This window comes from Pantoea sp. EA-12, from assembly GCF_030053355.1.
Classification (GTDB): Bacteria; Pseudomonadota; Gammaproteobacteria; order Enterobacterales; family Enterobacteriaceae; genus Pantoea; species Pantoea vagans_C.
This window is the reverse complement of record NZ_JASGBY010000004.1, coordinates 135,675-154,824: the sequence shown is the minus strand read 5'-3', so window position 1 is coordinate 154,824 and position 19,150 is coordinate 135,675. Positions and strand designations below refer to the sequence as shown.

Annotated in this window: 16 protein-coding genes; 7 read left to right on the top strand and 9 right to left on the bottom strand. The window is 55.5% G+C overall.

Annotated features, from left to right (window positions below; all coding sequences use genetic code 11):
• Positions 1-88 precede the first annotated feature (88 nt).
• The 3 genes from copA to ybaK all read left to right on the top strand — a co-directional run bounded on the left by copA (position 89) and on the right by ybaK (position 4,214).
• Positions 89-2,593, top strand: coding sequence for a copper-exporting P-type ATPase CopA (gene copA / locus QMZ30_RS07890; protein ID WP_283226947.1), 2,505 nt, complete (start codon positions 89-91; stop codon positions 2,591-2,593).
• A 71-nt stretch (positions 2,594-2,664) separates the two neighbouring features.
• Entirely contained in the window at positions 2,665-3,465 is an 801-nt protein-coding gene (locus QMZ30_RS07885; protein ID WP_283226946.1) for a TraB/GumN family protein, read from the top strand.
• A gap of 269 nt (positions 3,466-3,734) precedes the next feature.
• Positions 3,735-4,214: a Cys-tRNA(Pro)/Cys-tRNA(Cys) deacylase YbaK gene (ybaK, locus tag QMZ30_RS07880; protein WP_039330581.1), complete on the top strand. Its 480-nt coding sequence runs from the start codon at positions 3,735-3,737 to the stop codon at positions 4,212-4,214.
• On the opposite strand, the gene QMZ30_RS07875 is transcribed toward ybaK, so the two are convergent.
• Entirely contained in the window at positions 4,211-5,080 is an 870-nt protein-coding gene (locus tag QMZ30_RS07875) for a LysR family transcriptional regulator (protein WP_283226945.1), read from the bottom strand. The genes ybaK and QMZ30_RS07875 overlap by 4 nt on opposite strands.
• Before the next feature lie 90 nt (positions 5,081-5,170).
• Between QMZ30_RS07875 and QMZ30_RS07870 the strand changes: the two genes are divergently transcribed.
• Positions 5,171-5,602, top strand: coding sequence for a multidrug/biocide efflux PACE transporter (locus QMZ30_RS07870; RefSeq protein WP_283226944.1), 432 nt, complete (start codon positions 5,171-5,173; stop codon positions 5,600-5,602).
• 144 nt (positions 5,603-5,746) lie between these two features.
• Here QMZ30_RS07870 and ushA read toward each other — a convergent pair whose 3' ends face one another.
• The gene (gene ushA, locus QMZ30_RS07865; RefSeq protein WP_502921469.1) at positions 5,747-7,441 is read right to left on the bottom strand and encodes a bifunctional UDP-sugar hydrolase/5'-nucleotidase UshA; all 1,695 of its coding nucleotides are present in this window, start codon (positions 7,439-7,441) and stop codon (positions 5,747-5,749) included.
• A gap of 220 nt (positions 7,442-7,661) precedes the next feature.
• On the opposite strand from ushA, the gene QMZ30_RS07860 reads away from it, so the two are divergent.
• Positions 7,662-8,858 carry an MFS transporter gene (locus tag QMZ30_RS07860; RefSeq protein ID WP_283226942.1) on the top strand — a complete coding sequence of 399 codons (1,197 nt, stop codon included), beginning with the start codon at positions 7,662-7,664 and terminating at the stop codon, positions 8,856-8,858.
• Between the two features lie 220 nt (positions 8,859-9,078).
• Complete coding sequence (ybaL, locus tag QMZ30_RS07855) at positions 9,079-10,767, top strand: YbaL family putative K(+) efflux transporter (protein ID WP_283226941.1); 1,689 nt, start codon at positions 9,079-9,081, stop codon at positions 10,765-10,767.
• Between the two features lie 81 nt (positions 10,768-10,848).
• Here the strand turns inward: ybaL and QMZ30_RS07850 are convergent, their stop codons facing one another.
• From QMZ30_RS07850 to QMZ30_RS07835, 4 genes are all read right to left on the bottom strand, one after another.
• Positions 10,849-12,150, bottom strand: coding sequence for an inosine/guanosine kinase (locus tag QMZ30_RS07850; RefSeq protein WP_283226940.1), 1,302 nt, complete (start codon positions 12,148-12,150; stop codon positions 10,849-10,851).
• Positions 12,151-12,207: 57 nt separating this feature from the next.
• The gene (hemH, locus tag QMZ30_RS07845) at positions 12,208-13,167 is read right to left on the bottom strand and encodes a ferrochelatase (RefSeq protein ID WP_283226939.1); all 960 of its coding nucleotides are present in this window, start codon (positions 13,165-13,167) and stop codon (positions 12,208-12,210) included.
• A gap of 191 nt (positions 13,168-13,358) precedes the next feature.
• Complete coding sequence (gene adk, locus QMZ30_RS07840; protein WP_039330101.1) at positions 13,359-14,003, bottom strand: adenylate kinase; 645 nt, start codon at positions 14,001-14,003, stop codon at positions 13,359-13,361.
• A gap of 152 nt (positions 14,004-14,155) precedes the next feature.
• Positions 14,156-14,986 (bottom strand): DUF6024 family protein, encoded by an 831-nt coding sequence (locus QMZ30_RS07835; RefSeq protein ID WP_283226938.1) that lies wholly within the window; start codon positions 14,984-14,986, stop codon positions 14,156-14,158.
• Positions 14,987-15,176: 190 nt separating this feature from the next.
• Here QMZ30_RS07835 and QMZ30_RS07830 point away from each other — a divergent pair, with 190 nt between their 5' ends.
• Complete coding sequence (locus QMZ30_RS07830; RefSeq protein ID WP_283226937.1) at positions 15,177-16,046, top strand: LysR substrate-binding domain-containing protein; 870 nt, start codon at positions 15,177-15,179, stop codon at positions 16,044-16,046.
• Between the two features lie 107 nt (positions 16,047-16,153).
• On the opposite strand, the gene htpG is transcribed toward QMZ30_RS07830, so the two are convergent.
• The 3 genes from htpG to QMZ30_RS07815 all read right to left on the bottom strand — a co-directional run bounded on the left by htpG (position 16,154) and on the right by QMZ30_RS07815 (position 19,121).
• Positions 16,154-18,028 (bottom strand): molecular chaperone HtpG, encoded by a 1,875-nt coding sequence (gene htpG / locus QMZ30_RS07825; RefSeq protein ID WP_283226936.1) that lies wholly within the window; start codon positions 18,026-18,028, stop codon positions 16,154-16,156.
• 158 nt (positions 18,029-18,186) lie between these two features.
• Complete coding sequence (recR, locus tag QMZ30_RS07820; protein WP_007886897.1) at positions 18,187-18,792, bottom strand: recombination mediator RecR; 606 nt, start codon at positions 18,790-18,792, stop codon at positions 18,187-18,189.
• Positions 18,792-19,121, bottom strand: a complete 330-nt coding sequence (locus tag QMZ30_RS07815; RefSeq protein ID WP_031377860.1) for a YbaB/EbfC family nucleoid-associated protein — start codon at positions 19,119-19,121, stop codon at positions 18,792-18,794. Before QMZ30_RS07815 ends, recR begins: the two co-directional genes overlap by 1 nt.
• Between the last annotated feature and the right edge of the window lie 29 nt (positions 19,122-19,150).

Here is a 19,150-nt window from a genome sequence, read left to right as displayed (position 1 = left end):
CGCCTGGGGATTTATCCACTTGCTGCCCTCCTGCAACCCAAATATATGCAGGATGTAAATTTATCACCGACAGATGAAGAGGTTACCTATGTCACACACTCAATTACTGGCGCTGGACGGCTTGTCTTGCGGCCACTGTGTCAAACGGGTCAAAGAAGCGCTGGAGCAGCGCGACGATGTCGAACAGGCTGAAGTCACCCAGCAGGAAGCGCGCGTCATCGGTGCGGCCAGCGCTGACGATCTGATTGCAACTGTTGAACAGGCAGGCTATCACGCCACAGCGGTAGACAGCCCAAAGCCTAAACCGTTGCCAGCCGTAGCGCCGCCGCCGGAGGCACTGGCAACGGAGCCACATACCCAACCGGCAGCTGAAAACCTTCCTGTCCACCATATGCTGATTGGCGGCATGAGCTGTGCCAGTTGCGTCAGCCGGGTGGAACAGGCGTTACAAAAAGTGCCCGGTGTCAGTCAGGCACGCGTCAACCTCGGTGAGCGCAGCGCGCTGGTGCTGGGCGAGGCACCCGCTGATGCGCTGATGAGCGCGGTGACGTCGGCGGGATACTCTGCCGAAGTGATCGATGATGAACAAACGCGGCGTGAACGTCAGCAAGTGAGTGCGCAGCAAGCCATGCGCCGCTTTAGCTGGCAGGCCGCGTTGGCTCTGCTGTTTGGTGTGCCGCTGATGATCTGGGGCATGCTCGGCGACAACATGATGCTGAGCGACGCCAATCAAACCTTGTGGCGCTCGCTCGGCCTCATCACTCTGCTGGTAATGGTGATCGCCGGCGGCCATTTTTATCGCAGCGCCTGGCGCAGTTTGCGTCACGGCACGGCAACCATGGATACCTTAGTCGCCTTGGGCACCGGTGCGGCCTGGCTCTATTCCATGAGCGTGGCGCTGTGGCCCGAGTTTTTCCCGATGCAGGCGCGACACCTCTATTTTGAAGCCAGCGTAATGATTGTTGGTTTAATTAACCTCGGACATGCGTTGGAGCAGCGTGCACGCCAGCGGGCATCAAAAGCGCTGGAACGTCTGCTGGATCTGACGCCCGCGCAAGCTCGCGTCATTAGCGATCAGGGCGAAACCTTACTGCCCTTGAGCGAAGTCCAGCCCGGCATGCTGTTGAAACTGGTAACGGGCGATCGCGTACCGGTGGATGGTGAAGTCGAAAGCGGCGAAGCCTGGTTTGATGAAGCGATGCTGACGGGTGAAGCCGTACCGCAAGCTAAACAGCCGGGTGATAAAGTCTATGCCGGAACGCTGGTGCAAGATGGCACGCTGCGCTTTGTGGCGCGCGCTACTGGCAGCCATACCACTCTGGCGCGCATCATTAATCTGGTGCGTCAGGCACAAAGCAGCAAGCCAGAAATTGGCCGACTGGCGGACCGCATTTCGGCGGTGTTTGTGCCCGTGGTGGTCGCCATCGCCCTGTTGAGCGGTCTGGTGTGGTATCTGGTCGGCCCGCAGCCACAACTCGCCTACACCCTGGTGATCGTCACCACGGTGCTGATCATCGCCTGCCCCTGCGCCTTGGGCTTAGCCACGCCGATGTCAGTGATTGCAGGCGTCGGTCGCGCTGCGGAACTTGGCGTGTTAGTGCGGGACGCGGATGCGCTGCAGCGCGCCAGCGAAGTCGACACTATCGTGTTTGATAAAACCGGGACTCTGACGCGCGGCACACCAGAGGTCAGTGATGTGCTGTTGTATGGCGACTGGAACCGCCAGCAGGTGCTGAGCGCTGCCGCACAGTTAGAACAAGGCTCAAGCCATCCGCTGGCAAAAGCGATTCTGGCGGCAGCACCAGACATCAACGCGGAGCCATCAAAGCAATTTCGTACAATACGCGGCAAAGGCATTAGCGCTAAAGTCGCAGGCAGAACACTGTGGCTCGGCAATCAGGTGCTGCTGGACGAACAGCAGATCGATTATTCGGCCGCGCAGGCCGATATCGAACGCTTCGCGCAGCAAGGTGCTACGCCGGTGCTGCTGGCGGATAATCGTCAACTGCTGGGTCTTATCGCCCTGCGTGACAGTTTGCGCCCAGAGAGCAAAGCCGCGTTGCAGCGCCTGCATCAGTTGGGGTATCGGCTGATTATGTTGACCGGCGATCACCCGAAAACTGCGCAGGCGATTGCCGCAGAAGCCGGGATTGATGAAGTGATTGCCGGCGTGTTGCCCGAAGGTAAAGCGCAGGCGATTAGCCAGCTGCAGCAGCAAGGGCGCAAAGTGGTGATGGTTGGCGATGGCATCAATGATGCGCCCGCTTTGGCACAAGCCGATGTGGGGATCGCCATGGGCGGCGGCAGTGATGTGGCCGTTGAGACCGCCGCTATGACGCTGATGCGCAATGATTTGCACTGCGTGGCCGACGCGCTGGCGATGTCGAGCGCCACGCTGCGGAATATGCGTCAGAATCTGCTGGGGGCGTTTATTTACAACAGCTTTGGCATTCCGATTGCCGCTGGCGTGCTGTATCCCTTTACCGGAATGTTGCTCAGCCCGATTGTTGCAGGTGCGGCCATGGCGCTGTCGTCGATTACGGTGGTGAGCAACGCTAACCGTTTGTTGCGGTTTAAACCTTCACAACGGTAATCGCCCTCTCTGCCCTGTTTTTCAGCGAGTGAAATCGCTAGCATGGATTTTTGACTCTAAAAGGGCAGGGCATGAGACGCAGTCTGTGGCAAAGCCTTCAGCAACTGGCCGCTACCCTTTTCCCGGCGCGTTACAGCTGGCCGGCGATGGATATGCAATTAGGTGACCGCCGCCTGCATCTGGCTGGCAGCATTCACATGGGTACGCGCGATATGCAGCCGCTGCCCGAGGGGTTATTGCGGCAGCTCAACAAAGCCGATGCGCTGATTGTGGAAGCGGATATCACCCAAGGGGCATCGCCCTTCACCAATGACGATATGCATCCCCCGCTGGCCCTGCGCCTTGATGCAGACGTCCTGCAACGGCTGGATGCCCTGTGTGATGAGCTTTCACTGTCGATGGGCATGTTTGACATCCTGCCCTTTTGGCAAATCGCCTTGATGCTGCAAGCTCAGCAGGCGCAGCGCCTTGGATTACGCCCGCAATACGGCATTGATTATCAGCTGTTGATAGCGGCGAAAGCGGCCAATAAGCGCATTATCGAACTGGAAGGCCCAGAAACGCAGATCGCGTTGTTGAAATCATTGCCGCAGGATGGCTTGCCGCTGCTGCTGGATACGCTGGAACACTGGCATACCAATGCGCGGTTGCTGCAAACCATGATCAGCTGGTGGCTGGACGCCCCGCCCAGTCAGCAGCCGGTGGCGCTGCCCACAACTTTTAGCAGCGACCTTAATGACACTTTAATGCGTCATCGCAATCAGCACTGGCGTGAATTGCTGCTGGCGCTGCCAAAAGGCCGTTATGTGGTGGCCGTGGGAGCACTGCATCTGTACGGCGAAGACAATTTGCCGGGATTATTGAAATCGTAGCGACGTTGATAATAAGTGCGCATAAATGCGCACCCTACGACTCGCACGGATGTAGGGTTGCCATTTATGGCGACCTTCATAGCGAATGCTTCAGCTTGATGACAAAAAAAGAAGGCCAATATCGCTATTGGCCCGTCAAAGAGGAATTTGTTTATGATTTTGGTTATCACCAGGGTTACTGGCGCGGGCCAATTCTCGCGCAAAGTTCAGAATTTCGCCAGTAATTTTCGTCCAATCTGAATTAAGAATTTTTGTCGCAAGGAACGAATATGACACCCGCTGTAAAACTGCTGGAAAAACAAAAGGTCGCATTTACGCTGCATCCTTACGACCATGACAGCCATGAAACCAACTTTGGCGACGAAGCGGTGCGCAAGCTCAATCTGGATGCGCGACAGGTGTTTAAGACCCTGTTGGTGGCGCTAAACGGTGATGCTAAAGCGCTGGCGGTGGCCGTGACTCCGGTTTCTTCCCAGCTCGATCTCAAAAAAGTGGCGAAAGCGCTGGGAGCGAAAAAAGCCGATATGGCCGATCCACAGCTGGCACAGCGCGTAACCGGTTATCTGGTGGGTGGCATCAGTCCTTTAGGGCAGAAAAAGCGTCTTCCGACGGTGATCGATCATCAGGCGAGCGAGTTTGCCACCATCTTTATCTCCGGTGGCAAGCGCGGGCTGGATATTGAACTGGCCGCACAGGATCTGGCGCGTCTGCTGGATGCGAGTCTGGCGGATGTCGCACGTCGCGATTAACTGGGCTGCTGCGCGCACAGTTGATCGATCATCCAGCGTCCGGCCGGTCCGGGCGGATTGCGGCGCGACCAGATGACATCCACCGCAATGCGCTGCGGCCAGCCAGGTATCGGCAACTCTTTCAATACCTGATGACCAAACTGCTCCACCAGCCAACGCGGCAACACACTCCAGCCGAAGCCCTGCTCTGCCATTTCCAGCAACAGCAAATAGGAAGGGGCTGACCATACGCGCCCGGCAGGCAACGGTTCACGATTTTGCACCCAGGTATTCAGCCGCAGATGGCGTAACTCGCCCAGTTGCGCTTCACTAACCTGCTTTAACTGCGACAGCGCGTGATCCTGATGCAGATAGATCGCCATCTGCGCCCCCACCTGTAAACGTGCCACCGCCAAATCGGGCGGGAGCTGTGGTTGCGCCCGCACCACGCCCAAATGGACGCGCCCAGCCTGCAGCAGGTCGAGCGCATCGGCATCTTCAGCGATCATGCACTCAAATTCGATGTCCGGATAACGAGATTCGAAGCGGTTCAGCAGATTTTCATGATGATCCGCCTGCCAGAAATCTGAGATCGCCAGACTCAGCCGTGGCTCAACCCCTTGTGACAATCGCGCGGCCAGTTCATCCAGCCGCTGGCTGGCCGCCAGAATCTGCTGTACTTGAGCCAGCGCACGTTGCCCCTGTTCCGTCAGTACCGGCTGACGCCCGCTGCGATCAAACAGGGTGAAACCTAAGTCATCTTCCAGATTCGCCACCGCACTGCTGATGGTGGACTGACTTTTCGCCAGTGCGCGTGCCGCCGCAGAAAAAGATCCGCTGGCCACCGTCTGCACAAAGGCCTCAAGGGATTCTGGGGAGTATTTCATGGTGAACCATCGCTTTTATCGATAGGTAATCATTTTATCTTAGCATTTCACGGTGAGAAAATACGCGGCGTAACCAGAAAGGAGGTTTTTATGCGTACCCGTTCGCTGAAAGAACGTTTTTGTCATGCCGCAGGATTTGAAGTGCTGGCGATTTTAACTGTTGCACCGCTGGCTGCCTGGGTGATGGATAAACCGCTGTTTCAGATGGGCGCGTTGGCGATTATGTTATCCACCGTCGCTATGCTGTGGAACATGATCTATAACAGCGGTTTTGATCGCATCTGGCCGCCGCACGTGAAACGCGGTCTGGGTCTGCGTGCGGTGCACGCGCTGGGCTTCGAGGGGGGCTTTATCGTGATTGGCCTGCCGATTGCGGCATGGATGCTGAATATTACGCTGCTGGAAGCGTTCGTGCTGGAAGTGGCGTTCTTTCTGTTCTTCCTGCCTTATACCATGGCGTATAACTGGATGTGGGATAAGATGCGCCAGCGCTGGGTTGGGCAAAAGTCCTGCCAGGCATAATCCATCGGTGCGCATAAATGCGCACCGTACAATGGCACGGCGTTAACTGTTACCCATGTGCCCGGTTTGCCAATCAATGATCCCACGCCGAATCCGTATGACGTTGTCGGGTCGCCATTTATGGCGACCAGACGGCTTAGCGGTTTAATTATGCGCCGCGCGCGGCCAGATCCACGCCAGGATGGCCTGCGGATAGCTGCGCTTCCTTGGCTTCTCCTGCGCTTTATCTCGTTCCTGCACCTGCGCTTCCGTCAGATGCGTGATCCCTGTGGGTGCATAATCAGCCACTTTAAGCGGTGAGTGCTGGCTGACGTAATCACGCAGCACGTCAGCATCACGCAGCCCGGTGTTATTAAATCCTGGATGGCTCTCAATCTGCGGATATCCATCGCCGCCGCTGGCGTTAAAACTGTTGGTGGCCATGCGATAGGTTTTGTCCTTTTGCAGCGGTTCGCCATTGATCTTCACATCGCTGACCGCTTTACCATCCGCCACCAGACTGATGTTGCTGAACTGCGCAAAGCCGCCGGAGTTGGGTTTGATATTCGCCACGGTCGCGAGATAACTCAGCAGCTCGTTGCCGGTTAAGGTGACGGAAACCACCTGATTACCAAACGGCTGTACCTGTAACAGATCGCGCCAGCTCAATTTGCCTTCCGCTAATGAGGTGCGAATGCCGCCCCCGCTCATCACCGCAAAATCCGCTTGGGTCGCGGCCATCTGCGCACGCAAAATCAGCTGACCGAGATTGGTTTGTTCAAAGCGCACCTTGTCGCGCTCACCGACAAATACCCCATCGCTGCTGCCCACGCTGACATCCAGCTTCTTAGCGGCGCGCAGTTGATACGGCGTCAGCAGTTTCATCATGGCGCTGTTAGGCGGGATCTCTTCCTGCCAGGTCAGCCAGGAAACGCTGCCATCGAGGTTTTTCACCTCATGCTTGAGATTCACCGGGATCAGCTGATAGCTGTCCAGCGTCAGCTCACCGTTACGGAAAGTGAAGTCGCCACGCCCGACATACTTGCCCCACTCTTTCGCCTGCATGATCCACACGCCATTTTGCCGATCGGGTTGGCAAGGCTGGCCCGGCTGATAATCTTTGACGCTGACGTTCTCTTTTTCCATGCACACCGCATCTTGCGAGTGTCCGCCGATGATCACATTGATGGTGCCCGGCGGCAGGCTGCGCGCTAACTCCACATCGCCCGGCGCATTGCTACCATGCTGGCCATCGTCATAATGACCCATGTGGGTTAAGGCCACGATGACATCGGGTTTCTCGCTGGCGCGCAATTCTGCCACCGCTTTTTCTGTCTCTTTGACCGGATCGCGAATATCGATCTCAGCAATGTTTTCCGGGTTGGAGATTTTTAAGGTGTCGGTGGTGGTCAGTCCAATCACCGCAATTTTCAAACCCATGCGGTTAAAGATTGCCCACGGCTTGAACAAACGCTGATCGGTGCCTTTTTGATAGATATTGGCGGAGAGGAACGGAAATTTCGCCCACTTCTGCTGCTTTTGCAGCACGCTGAGCGGCTTGTCGAATTCATGATTACCGAGCGCCATGGCATCGTAACCAATCAAGTTCATGCCACGGATATCGGGTTCTGCGTTTAATAAATCAGACTCCGGCACTCCGGTATTCACATCCCCGGCGGAAAGGATCAATGCGCCACCGCCCCGCGCCTGCACATCATAACGCTGTTTATCCATCAGCGTTTTCTGCGCGGCCAGGCCGTATTCGCCCTGCGCATTTGGCCAGTAGCGACCATGATGATCGTTGGTGTGCAGAATACTAAAACGATAAGTTCGATCCGTTTGCCAGGCCTGCGCCAGCATCGGCAGTAACAGCACGATCAGCGCTAACCAGCGCCCTTTCCGCGGTAATGACAACAAAGCCGATCTCCTTATTCTGCGTTTTTCCACTTAGCCGTGGACTTAATGTGCTTTATCACTCATCTGTGTCGCACAGATGGCACTTTAACTCAAGACCAAAGGCTTATAGAGTCACTCAGGTATTAACAAACTGATAACGATAAACGCACTCTCAGGATTTTTTATGGCAAGTGAAATCGCAACCCCAGCGCGTGCGCCGGGACGCACTGCTTTTGGCATTTTAGGTGCCATCAGCCTCGCGCATCTGCTTAACGATATGCTGCAATCGCTGCTGCTGGCGATCTACCCAATGCTGCAAAAGGATTTTAGCCTTAACTTCGTGCAGATTGGTCTGATCACGCTGACTTTCCAGGTCACCGCGTCATTACTGCAACCGCTAATTGGCTACTACACGGATAAATACCCTAAGCCCTGGTCGCTACCGGTCGGCATGGGTTTTACCCTGTGTGGACTGGTGTTATTGACCTTCTCCTCAACCTATCCGCAGGTGTTGCTGGCGGCCGCGCTGGTGGGCAGCGGTTCCTCCGTGTTTCACCCGGAATCTTCTCGCGTGGCGCGTATGGCCTCTGGTGGACGTCACGGACTGGCGCAGTCGCTGTTCCAGGTGGGCGGTAACTTTGGAAGCGCATTAGGGCCACTGCTGGCGGCGATGATCGTCGCGCCTTACGGCAAAGGTCATTTGGGCTGGTTTGTGCTGGTGGCACTGCTCGGCATTATTGTGTTGTTGCAGGTGAGCCGCTGGTACAGCCACCAGCATCGTGCCAGCAAGGCGAAACCCGCCGTTGCACCGGTCAGTGTACTGCCGCGTAAGAAAGTCGCTTTTGCCATTAGCATCCTGCTGCTGCTGATTTTCTCCAAATACTTCTATCTCACCAGCCTGAGCAGCTATTACACCTTCTATTTAATGCAGAAATTTGGACTTTCGGTGCAAGCGTCCCAATTCCACCTGTTTGCTTTTCTCGGTGCAGTGGCGGCCGGCACCATTATTGGCGGGCCGATTGGCGATAAGATTGGGCGTAAATACGTGATTTGGTGTTCGATTCTGGGTGTCGCGCCCTTTACGTTGCTGCTGCCGCACGCCAACTTGATGTGGACCAGCGTATTAAGCGTCATCATTGGTTTGATTCTGGCATCGGCGTTTTCCGCTATCCTGGTCTACGCGCAAGAGTTGATGCCGGGACGTATCGGCATGGTTTCAGGGCTGTTTTTCGGTTTTGCCTTTGGAATGGGCGGCCTGGGTGCCGCCGTTCTTGGCGTGGTAGCTGACCACACCAGCATCGAATGGGTATATCAAATCTGTGCCTGGCTGCCTTTGATTGGCCTTTTGACCGCTTTCCTGCCTGATAACCGCCACGCCTGAACCGCTTTTGGGGGGCAACTTTTTTCCATCGCCCCCCCTTACTCTGCGTAAATCCTGCCGATAGCTTGAGATAACTGAGGAAAATGCTGCTTCAGCTGCGTTTTCTTCTCATTTTTTCAATTTTTTCGCTTTTCACCGCTCAAATGTTTAAACGCGGTGGAGGATTGTGCATTACACTAGGTTGTTACAAGCGGATACATTTGCATACAAGGAGACAGGCATGCATCACACCACACCGTTGATCACCACCATTGTCGGGGGCCTGGTCCTCGCCTTTCTCCTTGGTATGCTGGCGAATCGTCTGCGTATTTCTCCGCTGGTGGGCTATTTAATGGCTGGCGTGCTCGCCGGTCCTTTCACGCCAGGTTTTGTCGCCGATACCAATCTTGCCCCTGAGTTAGCCGAACTGGGCGTTATTCTGCTGATGTTTGGCGTTGGTCTGCACTTTTCCCTGAAAGATTTAATGTCGGTAAAGTCGATCGCCATTCCCGGTGCTGTCGCGCAGATTGCGGTCGCTACGCTGCTGGGGATGGGGCTTTCCTGGGCCATGGGCTGGTCCTGGATGACCGGCTTAGTGTTTGGTCTGTGCCTCTCGACCGCCAGTACCGTGGTGTTACTGCGTGCGTTGGAAGAGCGCCAACTGATTGACAGCCAGCGCGGACAAATCGCCATCGGCTGGCTGATTGTCGAAGATTTAGTGATGGTGCTGACGCTGGTGCTGCTGCCCGCGATTGCAGGCATGCTGGAGGAAGGGAACGCCAGCCCGTCGCTGCTGCTGTGGGATTTGATGCTGACCATCGGCAAAGTCGTCGCCTTTATGGTGTTGATGATGGTAGTTGGCCGCCGCGTGGTGCCGTGGATTCTGGCCAAAAGTGCCGCCACCGGCTCGCGTGAACTCTTTACCCTGTCGGTGTTGGCGCTGGCGCTGGGCATCGCCTTTGGCGCAGTGGAATTCTTCGATGTCTCCTTTGCGCTCGGCGCCTTCTTCGCCGGTATGGTGCTGAACGAATCTGAACTCAGCCATCGCGCCGCCCACGATACGCTCCCGCTACGCGATGCGTTCGCGGTGCTGTTCTTTGTCTCCGTCGGCATGCTGTTCGACCCGATGATTTTGGTCGAACAGCCACTCGCCGTGCTGGGTGCGCTGGCGATCATTGTGCTGGGTAAATCCATCGCCGCCTGGCTGCTGGTCACCCTGCTCGGTCACTCACGCCGCACTGCTATGACCATTTCCGTGAGCCTGGCTCAGATTGGTGAGTTCGCCTTTATCCTGGCAGGTCTGGGGATTTCGCTCGGCATGCTGAGTGATGAGGGCCGCAATCTGGTACTGGCTGCCGCGATTCTCTCCATTATGCTGAACCCGATTCTGTTCACCCTGTTGGAACGTTATCTCGAGAAGACTGAAACCATCGAAGAGCAGACGCTGGAAGAAGCCATTGAAGATGAGAAGCAGATTCCGGTGGATATCTGCAACCATGCGGTGATCGTCGGTTACGGACGCGTGGGAAGCTTGCTGGGGCAGAAATTATTGGAAGCGGATGTGCCGTTAGTGGTGGTGGAAAACTCTCGACCACGCGTCGAAGCGCTGCGCGAGCAAGGTATCAAAGCGGTGCTGGGCAATGCGGCACGTGTTGATACCATGGAATTAGCCCGACTCGATTGCGCCCGCTGGCTGCTGCTGACCATCCCGAATGGCTATGAAGCGGGTGAGATCGTCACCGCCGCCCGCGAGAAACGCCCGGATATCGAGATCATTGCGCGCGCGCATTATGACGATGAAGTGAATTACATCATTGAACGCGGAGCCAATCGCGTGGTGATGGGCGAACGTGAAATTGCCAACAGTATGCTGAACGTGTTGCAGGAAGAGATTGCCGAGCAACCGATTGTGCGTGAGTGCCCGATTTAACCAGCCAAATTTGGCGTGTAGCGGCGCGATTTATCGCGCGGTTTTAAAAGATACGCAATGAATTGCGCCGCTACACCAAGGTTATCGATCCCAATACGACTCTTCTAAACTGTCTTCCCTTTCCGGCAGGCCGCGCGTCAGGCGTGGAGAGTGCTGATTAAGCACCTGATAACTCACCCGGTTCGCATACTTACACACCTGCGCCAGCGACGAATAAGTGAGATATTCGCGCGCATGCTTGCTGGAGTTCGGAACTTTCTGGCGGTGGAAATTGTTGGCGGTGATATCGTGCAGCAGCGCCGCTAACGCACCATCACCCGCGCCGTTGGTGTTCATGATCTTCTCGGGTCCGCCCATGTATGGCGCGATATGCGAGAAAATACGCAGCGGCTGCTGGCAATCCTGGTGCCGCATCGCACGGCTGAATTCAAACTGGTTAAACTCAGCAATCGCTCCCGGCAGCAGCGGATGGTTGGTTTTACGCTTGAATGCTTCCTCGGTGAAACCCGCCATATACAAGCCGGTTGGTCCGGCGGTACACAGCACCAGATCCACCCAATCCAGCGCCATGTTCGACGCCAGCAGCGGATCTTGTTCACCGGTTAAGGCAAAGGCCTCCTCTTCGTTCATCGCCACAATCGAGACATGGTCGCGCAGGAAATCACGCCAGAACTCAGGGTTATCCTGAATCACGTATTTGGTGCCCAGCGTCAACACCACCGGCACGTTATACTTTTTCGCGTATTCAATGGCGCGCAGCGTCGCGTCAGGCATCGGTTCGCCGGGTTGGCAACGCACCAGATATGAGGTCAGTACCAGTGCTGAAGCACCGGCAATCATCGCTTCTGGAATGCTGTCAGCCTTGAGTTGGTTCATCAAGCCGGGGCTGATGGCAAAGGTGCGTTCGCCCTGCTCGCCAATCAGCGTAAAGCAGCGGCCAATCGCGCCATCGACGCCTTGCAGATAGTTGAGATCCATACGGCTGGAGGTATTGCACAGATAGCGATAGGCGTAGCCGCCAATCTGGATGTTATTACACATCACGCCAAGCAGCACCGAACGATCGTCCGCGAGAACAGAGTAGTTGTGTAGCGTATTGCCGATGGTGCCACCGGCAAATTGATGGCTGATCAGCCCTTCACGCATCAGTTCGTCATACAAGGCTTCGGCGGTGGCATCGTCAATCACCAATGAATGACCGGCGCTCAAGCCATAGCGCTGTAAGAAAGCGTCATCGACTTTAGCCTCAATATCCACCAGCGTTTGGTCGATACCGACCACCCAACTGCCCTCTTCCTGCTCTTGAGGCGTGGCTTGCAGCAGCGGGTCGCGCGCGTTGACGGGGAAATAGTGTTTGGATTTGCGTTTGCCGGGAAATTTCATCGTGGCTGCCGTAAGGGAAATCTGACAGAGAATGATATCACACTCTCTGTCATCACTTTATCGGCGTGCGTTAACCAGTTGCACCATCATCTCGATATGCTCGTCATCGGCGTTGAGCGCAGGGATATATTCAAACTTCTCGCCGCCCGCATGCAGGAAGAACTCACAGTTCTGCTCGCTGATCTCTTCCAGTGTTTCCAGACAGTCTGCGGCAAAACCTGGACTCATCACCTGCACATGCTTGATGCCTTTGGCTGGCAAACCTTGCATGGTTTCATCGGTATACGGCGTTAACCACGGCTCGCGGCCAAAGCGTGACTGGAACGTCATCATAATTTTATGCGGCGCAATGCCTAACGCGGCGGCCAGCGCATCCGTGGTGTCTTTGCAACGCAACGGATAATCATCGCCTTCGTCCGCAAAGCGCTGCGGAATGCCGTGATAAGAGAGCACCAACAGATCGGGTTCGCCGTGCAGCGCAAAGGAGCGCTGTACCGAGGCTTTCAGTGCCGCGATGTAGGCCGGATGCTCCGCATAATCGCGGATAAAGGCAACGCTAGGCAACGAACGCAGCGGCTTGAAGCTGGCGGCCAGGCCATCCCACACTGCAGCGACCGTTGAGCAGGAGAACTGCGGATAGAGCGGCAGCACAATCAGCTGTGTGACGCCTTGCGCCAGCAAACGCTGCACCGCACCGTCAAGGCTCGGTTGCCCGTAGCTCATTCCCAACTCAACCGGCATATCCAGCCGCTGGGCGAGCGCATCTCGCTGACGTTTACTGAACACCATCAGCGGTGAGCCCTCTTCCATCCAGACGGACGCGTAGAGTTTCGAGACGCGCGGCGATCGGAACGGCAAGATGGCAAAATTCAGGATCGGCCACCACAACCAACGTGGCGTATCCACCACGCGCGGGTCGCCAAGGAATTGTTTCAGGTAGCGCTTAACCGCTGGTGTAGTGGGTGCATCTGGTGTGCCTAAATTAACCAGCAAAACCCCGGGCTTTTCTTGCCTCATTGTATTTCCTTGATGTCGAAACGAATGGGTCAAAATCGAGGGAAATTGTAGCGGAAATCGTGGGAGGGGAAAGCAATTGCTGCAAAAGGGCCGGACAACCGACCCTTTATAGCACAACCCTTAATCATTCAAATGGCAGGAAGGTGGCAAACGAGAGCAGCCAACGCGCCTGCACATTGAAGTATGTCGGGTTAACCGAGAATACCGGCCAGTTGCGTGCTCACTTCAGCAACCTTACGGGTGCCATCGATCTTGTGATACTGGGTGTTACCGTCTGCTGCTTCTTTGCTGTAGTAAGCAATCAGCGGTGCAGTCAGCTGATGGTATTCCACCAGACGCTTACGCACGGTTTCTTCCTGGTCGTCTTTACGCGTGGTCAGCTCTTCGCCGGTCACATCATCTTTACCTTCCACTTTTGGTGGGTTGTAAGTGACGTGATAAACGCGGCCAGACGGCGTATGTACGCGACGTCCCACAATACGATCCACAATCAGTTCGTCCGGTACAGCAAACTCCAGCACGAAATCCACGTTGATGCCTGCTTCTTTCATGGCGTCAGCCTGCGGGATAGTGCGTGGGAAGCCATCGAGCAGGAAACCGTTTTTGCAGTCTTCCTGCGCGATACGCTCTTTAACCAGCGCAATCACCAGCTCGTCAGTCACCAGTTTACCGGCATCCATGATGGCTTTCGCCTGTTGGCCCAGTTCGGTGCCTGCTTTTACTGCCGCACGCAACATGTCACCGGTAGAGATTTGCGGAATACCGTATTTCTCCATGATGAATTGAGCCTGAGTGCCTTTACCTGCGCCCGGTGCCCCGAGCAGAATAATACGCATTGCGTAATTCCCCTTGCGAATCGCATTGATCAATCTGAGAAGGCCAAGAACATACCATTATGACCCGCGCACCACAAGGAAACGGGCGCGCTTCCGATGAAAGGTTTCACTTTGACCTGCTTTGACGGCCAACACCAGCGGAGCGCCCATTTTTAGGAATTGCGGCTAACGCTTAACACTTCTTTTAGGCGTTTTTTCAGTGTCGGCGTCATATTTTGGTTCTTATTAACGCTGCCGCGTACGCTGGCATGCAGCCGCAGACGCTGCTGAGTCGGCAACAGCTGCATATCCTGCGGTAACTCGGCCAGCTTCAGGCCTGCAGGTAGCGGGAACAGCGCGAACGGCAGCCCGTGTTGCTGAATCGATTGCAGCTCAACGGGGGCATCAAGTGTGATGTTATCCACGCTTGCGATGTTAAACGGCCGCCAGTCGCTATTTTCCATCAATATCAGCGCCTGATCCAACGCCTCACCGAACGCCAGTCCCTGCTCAAACAAGCGCAGCTCACTGCGTACCAGCGTACTGAAATCATTGGTTTTCAGGGCGATAAGCACCAGGTCACTGCTCAATGCCGCGTGGCGGTCAAGACGTGTTACAAACAAACGCGCATCGCTCACTAAACGTTTGTGCAGCAAGGTAGCAAAGGATTCGGATGCATCCGTCACGCCCTGGCTTTGGCACTCAGCCAGTGTCCGCACGCGACCCTGTTGCATATCTACGTGCTCAACAAAGGCGATATTGCCCGCCATCATGGGTAATGAAGGCAGAACACTGAGTTCGCTTACGGGATAGTGCGAGGCATAGCGTGTTTGGTTGCGTGCTTGTTCCTGACGCAGGAATAGCTGTGAGAGAAGCACCCGTGCAATATGCAGAGAGGGTGCAAAAAAGAGGTCGTAATTTTCCAGCCGGTAATGACGGGATAGCAAGCCGCGAAGTCGATCGCGCGCTGCCGCCGCCCTGGCAGTAGCATGTTGGTGATCCATCGCGAGAGGTTTCTCTATTATTATGATGCTGTGTGTGGTCGCGAATTGAGGGGCACATTAGCCGCGTTAAACACAGAGAAGGCCTTCCGTCAACCCGCCAGAATCTGGGGGAAAGGTTAGGCCAATGCGGCTGGACATTAAAATGATATAAACTGACAATCCCTGTTAGGTTTTTACACAGGGGATGAGTATGACCGCGCTTCCGTCGTTACGTGCACTGCACTATTTTCACCAGGCAGCCCTGCACAGCAGTTTTAGCGTTGCGGCCGAGCGTCTGCATGTGACTCATAGCGCCATCAGTCATCAGATTCGACAGCTGGAAAGCTGGATGGGTAAGCCTCTGTTTGTGCGCACCAATGGACGCGTCAAATTAACCTCACACGGCGAACGTTTGCTGGTGAGCTGTCAGAAAGCCTTTAGTGAACTCTCGACGACCTGCGAAAGCATTCGCACCGGCATGCGCCACCACCTCAGCGTCTCTTGCGCACCGAGTTTTCTCGCGCAATGGCTGATCCCACGTATTAGCAGTTTTTATCAACGCTATCCGGATATCGAAGTCCAGTTTCAGCCGCTGGGCGAGATTGATCATCTACGCAGCGAACATACCGATTTGCTGATTCTCAGCTATGAGCAAACGCCGGATGAGGATATCGATGCCACGCTGATCAGCGATGACTACATTGGCCCGCTCTGCGCGCCTCAGTTCGCGGCACGTTTTCAAAACGAGCAGGATTTGGCCTCACTGCCGTTACTGCATGCCGATACGCGCCTGCATGCCTGGGCGGAATGGGCGAAGACCAGCGGCGCACGCGGCAATTTCTGGGTTGGCAAGCATTTCGATAATCTGACGTTAGGGATTCAGGCGGCGAGAAATGGCCTGGGGGTGATCATGGCACCGCGCTTGCTGGTTCGACAGGAGTTGAGTGACGGGACGCTGATTGCGCCTTTGGGCTTTGTGCGCGCGGATCGTGCCACCTGGATGATGACCAAGCTGTCGCGGCAGCATGATGCCGAGATCACCTTGTTTAGGGATTGGTTGCGGGACCAGGCACTGCATTAAAAAAAAAGGTCGTCATAAATGACGACCCTACGAATTTATTTCATACCAAACGCACTGGCTTGTGTAAGGTCGGCATTTATGCCGACCTGGTCAACCATCGCGCCCGACTACGCCGTCAGCAACTGGTTCATACGACGGATAAACTGGTTCGGATCGTCCAGCGTGCCGCGTTCTGCCAGCAACGCCTGATCCAGCAACAGCTCAACCCATTCAGCAAAGTGCGTCTCATCGTGGGTATCCGCCACACGTTTCACCAGCGTATGCTCTGGGTTGATCTCGAAGATGTACTTCACATCCGGCACTTCCTGACCCGCCGCCGCAAACAGCTTCGCCATCTGGGTGGTCATTTCGTTGGCATCAGTGGTGACAATTGCTGGAGTGTCGGTCAGACGATGCGTCAGACGCACCTCTTTCACGCGTTCACCGAGCAACGTTTTCACACGCTCAACAAAGGGCTCCAGCGCTTTTTCCGCTTCTTTCTGCTCTTCGGTCTCTTCATCTGCCAGTTTGCTCAGCGATTCATCCGCCTTGCTCACAGACTGGAAGGACTTGCCGTCGAACTCGGTCAGGTAGCTCATCATCCACTCGTCGATACGATCGGACAGCAGCAATACCTCGATGCCTTTTTTGCGGAACAGTTCCAGATGTGGACTGCTCTTCGCGGCGGCATAGCTGTCCGCGGTGATGTAGTAAATCTTCTCCTGCCCTTCCACCATACGGCTCAGGTAATCTTCGAGCGAAATGGTCTGCTCTGCGCCTTCACTCTGGGTGGTGGCAAAACGCAACAGCTTGGCAATCGCCTGCTGGTTGGTGTTGTCTTCTGCTGGGCCTTCTTTCAGCACCAGGCCGAACTCTTTCCAGAACTGCTGATATTTCTCAGCATCATCCTTCGCCAGTTTTTCCAGCATCTGCAGGCTACGCTTGGTCAGTGCGGCTCGCAGGCTTTGTGTCACGCGGCTGTCCTGCAGGATTTCACGGGAGACGTTGAGTGGCAGATCGTTGGAATCGATCAGGCCACGCACGAAGCGCAGATAGTTCGGCATGAACTGCTCGGCATCGTCCATGATAAATACGCGCTGCACGTAGAGTTTCAGGCCGTGCTTGCTGTCGCGGTTAAACATGTCGAACGGCGCACGCTGCGGAATATAAAGCAGGCTGGTGTACTCCTGCTTACCTTCTACGCGGTTGTGGCTCCAGATCGCCGGGTCGCTGAAATCATGGGCGATGTGCTTGTAGAACTCGTTGTACTCTTCATCGCTGATTTCTGACTTGTTACGCGTCCACAGCGCCTGGGCTTTGTTGATCTTCTCCCAGGTGGTGGTGTCGTTCTCTTCGTCTTTGGTCTCGATCTCGACCGGCAAGGCGATGTGATCGGAGTATTTGCTGATCACATTACGCACGCGCCATGCATCAAGGAAATCATCCTCGCCTGCGCGGAAGTGCAGCGTAATTTCGGTACCGCGATCGGCCTTCTCGATTTCAGCCAGGGTATATTCACCCTCACCCGCTGATTCCCAGAATACCGCTTCATCAGCTTTAGCACCGGCAGCACGGGTGCGCACGGTAACTTTATCGGCCACGATGAAGGCCGAGTAGAAGCCCACGCCAAACTGACCGATCAACTGGCTGTCTTTCGCCTGATCGGAGCCCATGGATTCGAGGAACGCTTTGGTGCCCGATTTAGCAATGGTGCCGAGGTTCTCAATCACCTCATCACGACGCATACCGATGCCGTTGTCGCTCAGCGTCAGGGTGCGATTGTCCTTATCGACCGAGATACGCACGCGCAGGTCGCCATCACCTTCATACAGATCTGGCGTAGACAGTGCGCGGAAGCGCAATTTGTCGGCGGCATCGGAGGCGTTGGAGATCAGCTCACGCAGGAAAATCTCTTTGTTTGAATAGAGGGAGTGGATCATCAGGTGCAGAAGTTGTTTTACCTCTGACTGGAAGCCACGCGTCTCTTGTCCTTTCATGGTCATTGCTACCTCAACTAAATCAGGGTTGATCATACCCCCTTCATACTTCAAGCCGCAGGCGCTTTGGCTGCATCTTGAATTATTTTGGGTATAGGTTGAGAAGGAAATGGGGATGATGAGGAGAAATTCAAGCCGATGTCCTTGAAGACATCGGCAAGTGATTAGAATTTAATCTTGTGACGTCCGGCAAGCGAGTGCGACAGCGTGGTGCCATCGACCATTTCCAACTCACCGCCCACCGGCACACCGTGCGCGATGCGGCTGGCATCGACACCATATTGTCCGCACAGTTCAGCGATGTAGTTAGCCGTGGCTTCCCCTTCCACCGTCGGGTTGGTGGCGAGGATCACTTCCGTCAGGGTTTCACGCTCTAGCCGCTGCTCCAGCCGATCCAGGCCAATGTCCTGCGGACCGATGCCATCCAAGGGTGACAAATGGCCCATCAGCACAAAGTAGCGGCCGCCAAACTGGCCGGTCTGCTCAATGGCGTGGATATCGGCAGGGCTTTCCACCACGCAAATCTGGCCGTTTTGTTGACGACGAGGATTGGCGCAAATGGTGCAGATTTCCTGCTCGGTGAAGGTGCGGCAATCGGCGCAGTGGCCGATTTCCGACATGGCACGGGTCAACGCCTGCGCCAGACGCATGCCACCGCTACGATCGCGCTGCAATAGCTGAAAAGCCATGCGCTGCGCCGACTTCGGGCCAACGCCCGGCAAGCAGCGCAGTGACTCCATCAAAGATTCAAGCAGTGGACTGGTTTGCATCAGAACGGCATCTTGAAGCCAGGTGGCAGCTGCATGCCAGAAGAGACTGACGCCATCTTCTCTTTCTGCGTTTCATCAATACGACGTGCCGCATCGTTAAACGCAGCCGCGATCAAATCTTCCAGCATGTCTTTGTCATCTTCAAGCAAGCTAGGATCGACTTCGACACGGCGGCAGTTGTGTGCGCCATTGATGGTCACTTTCACCAAGCCAGCACCTGATTCACCGGTCACTTCCAGCGCGGCGATCTCTTCCTGAACTTTGGCCATTTTGTCTTGCATCTGCTGGGCCTGCTTCATCAGGTTGCCCAATCCGCCTTTACCAAACATAGTCTTCTCTCTCTGCTGGGGCTGCGCGC

Coding starts and splice junctions, on each gene's coding strand:
- ybaK (WP_039330581.1), top strand. CDS start 3,735: ATGACACCCGCTGTAAAACTGCTGGAAAAACAAAAGGTCGCATTTACG.
- hemH (WP_283226939.1), bottom strand. CDS start 13,167: ATGAGGCAAGAAAAGCCCGGGGTTTTGCTGGTTAATTTAGGCACACCA.
- QMZ30_RS07860 (WP_283226942.1), top strand. CDS start 7,662: ATGGCAAGTGAAATCGCAACCCCAGCGCGTGCGCCGGGACGCACTGCT.
- adk (WP_039330101.1), bottom strand. CDS start 14,003: ATGCGTATTATTCTGCTCGGGGCACCGGGCGCAGGTAAAGGCACTCAG.
- QMZ30_RS07870 (WP_283226944.1), top strand. CDS start 5,171: ATGCGTACCCGTTCGCTGAAAGAACGTTTTTGTCATGCCGCAGGATTT.
- ybaL (WP_283226941.1), top strand. CDS start 9,079: ATGCATCACACCACACCGTTGATCACCACCATTGTCGGGGGCCTGGTC.
- htpG (WP_283226936.1), bottom strand. CDS start 18,028: ATGACCATGAAAGGACAAGAGACGCGTGGCTTCCAGTCAGAGGTAAAA.
- QMZ30_RS07875 (WP_283226945.1), bottom strand. CDS start 5,080: ATGAAATACTCCCCAGAATCCCTTGAGGCCTTTGTGCAGACGGTGGCC.
- ushA (WP_502921469.1), bottom strand. CDS start 7,441: ATGCTGGCGCAGGCCTGGCAAACGGATCGAACTTATCGTTTTAGTATT.
- copA (WP_283226947.1), top strand. CDS start 89: ATGTCACACACTCAATTACTGGCGCTGGACGGCTTGTCTTGCGGCCAC.
- QMZ30_RS07835 (WP_283226938.1), bottom strand. CDS start 14,986: ATGGATCACCAACATGCTACTGCCAGGGCGGCGGCAGCGCGCGATCGA.
- QMZ30_RS07885 (WP_283226946.1), top strand. CDS start 2,665: ATGAGACGCAGTCTGTGGCAAAGCCTTCAGCAACTGGCCGCTACCCTT.
- QMZ30_RS07850 (WP_283226940.1), bottom strand. CDS start 12,150: ATGAAATTTCCCGGCAAACGCAAATCCAAACACTATTTCCCCGTCAAC.
- recR (WP_007886897.1), bottom strand. CDS start 18,792: ATGCAAACCAGTCCACTGCTTGAATCTTTGATGGAGTCACTGCGCTGC.
- QMZ30_RS07830 (WP_283226937.1), top strand. CDS start 15,177: ATGACCGCGCTTCCGTCGTTACGTGCACTGCACTATTTTCACCAGGCA.
- QMZ30_RS07815 (WP_031377860.1), bottom strand. CDS start 19,121: ATGTTTGGTAAAGGCGGATTGGGCAACCTGATGAAGCAGGCCCAGCAG.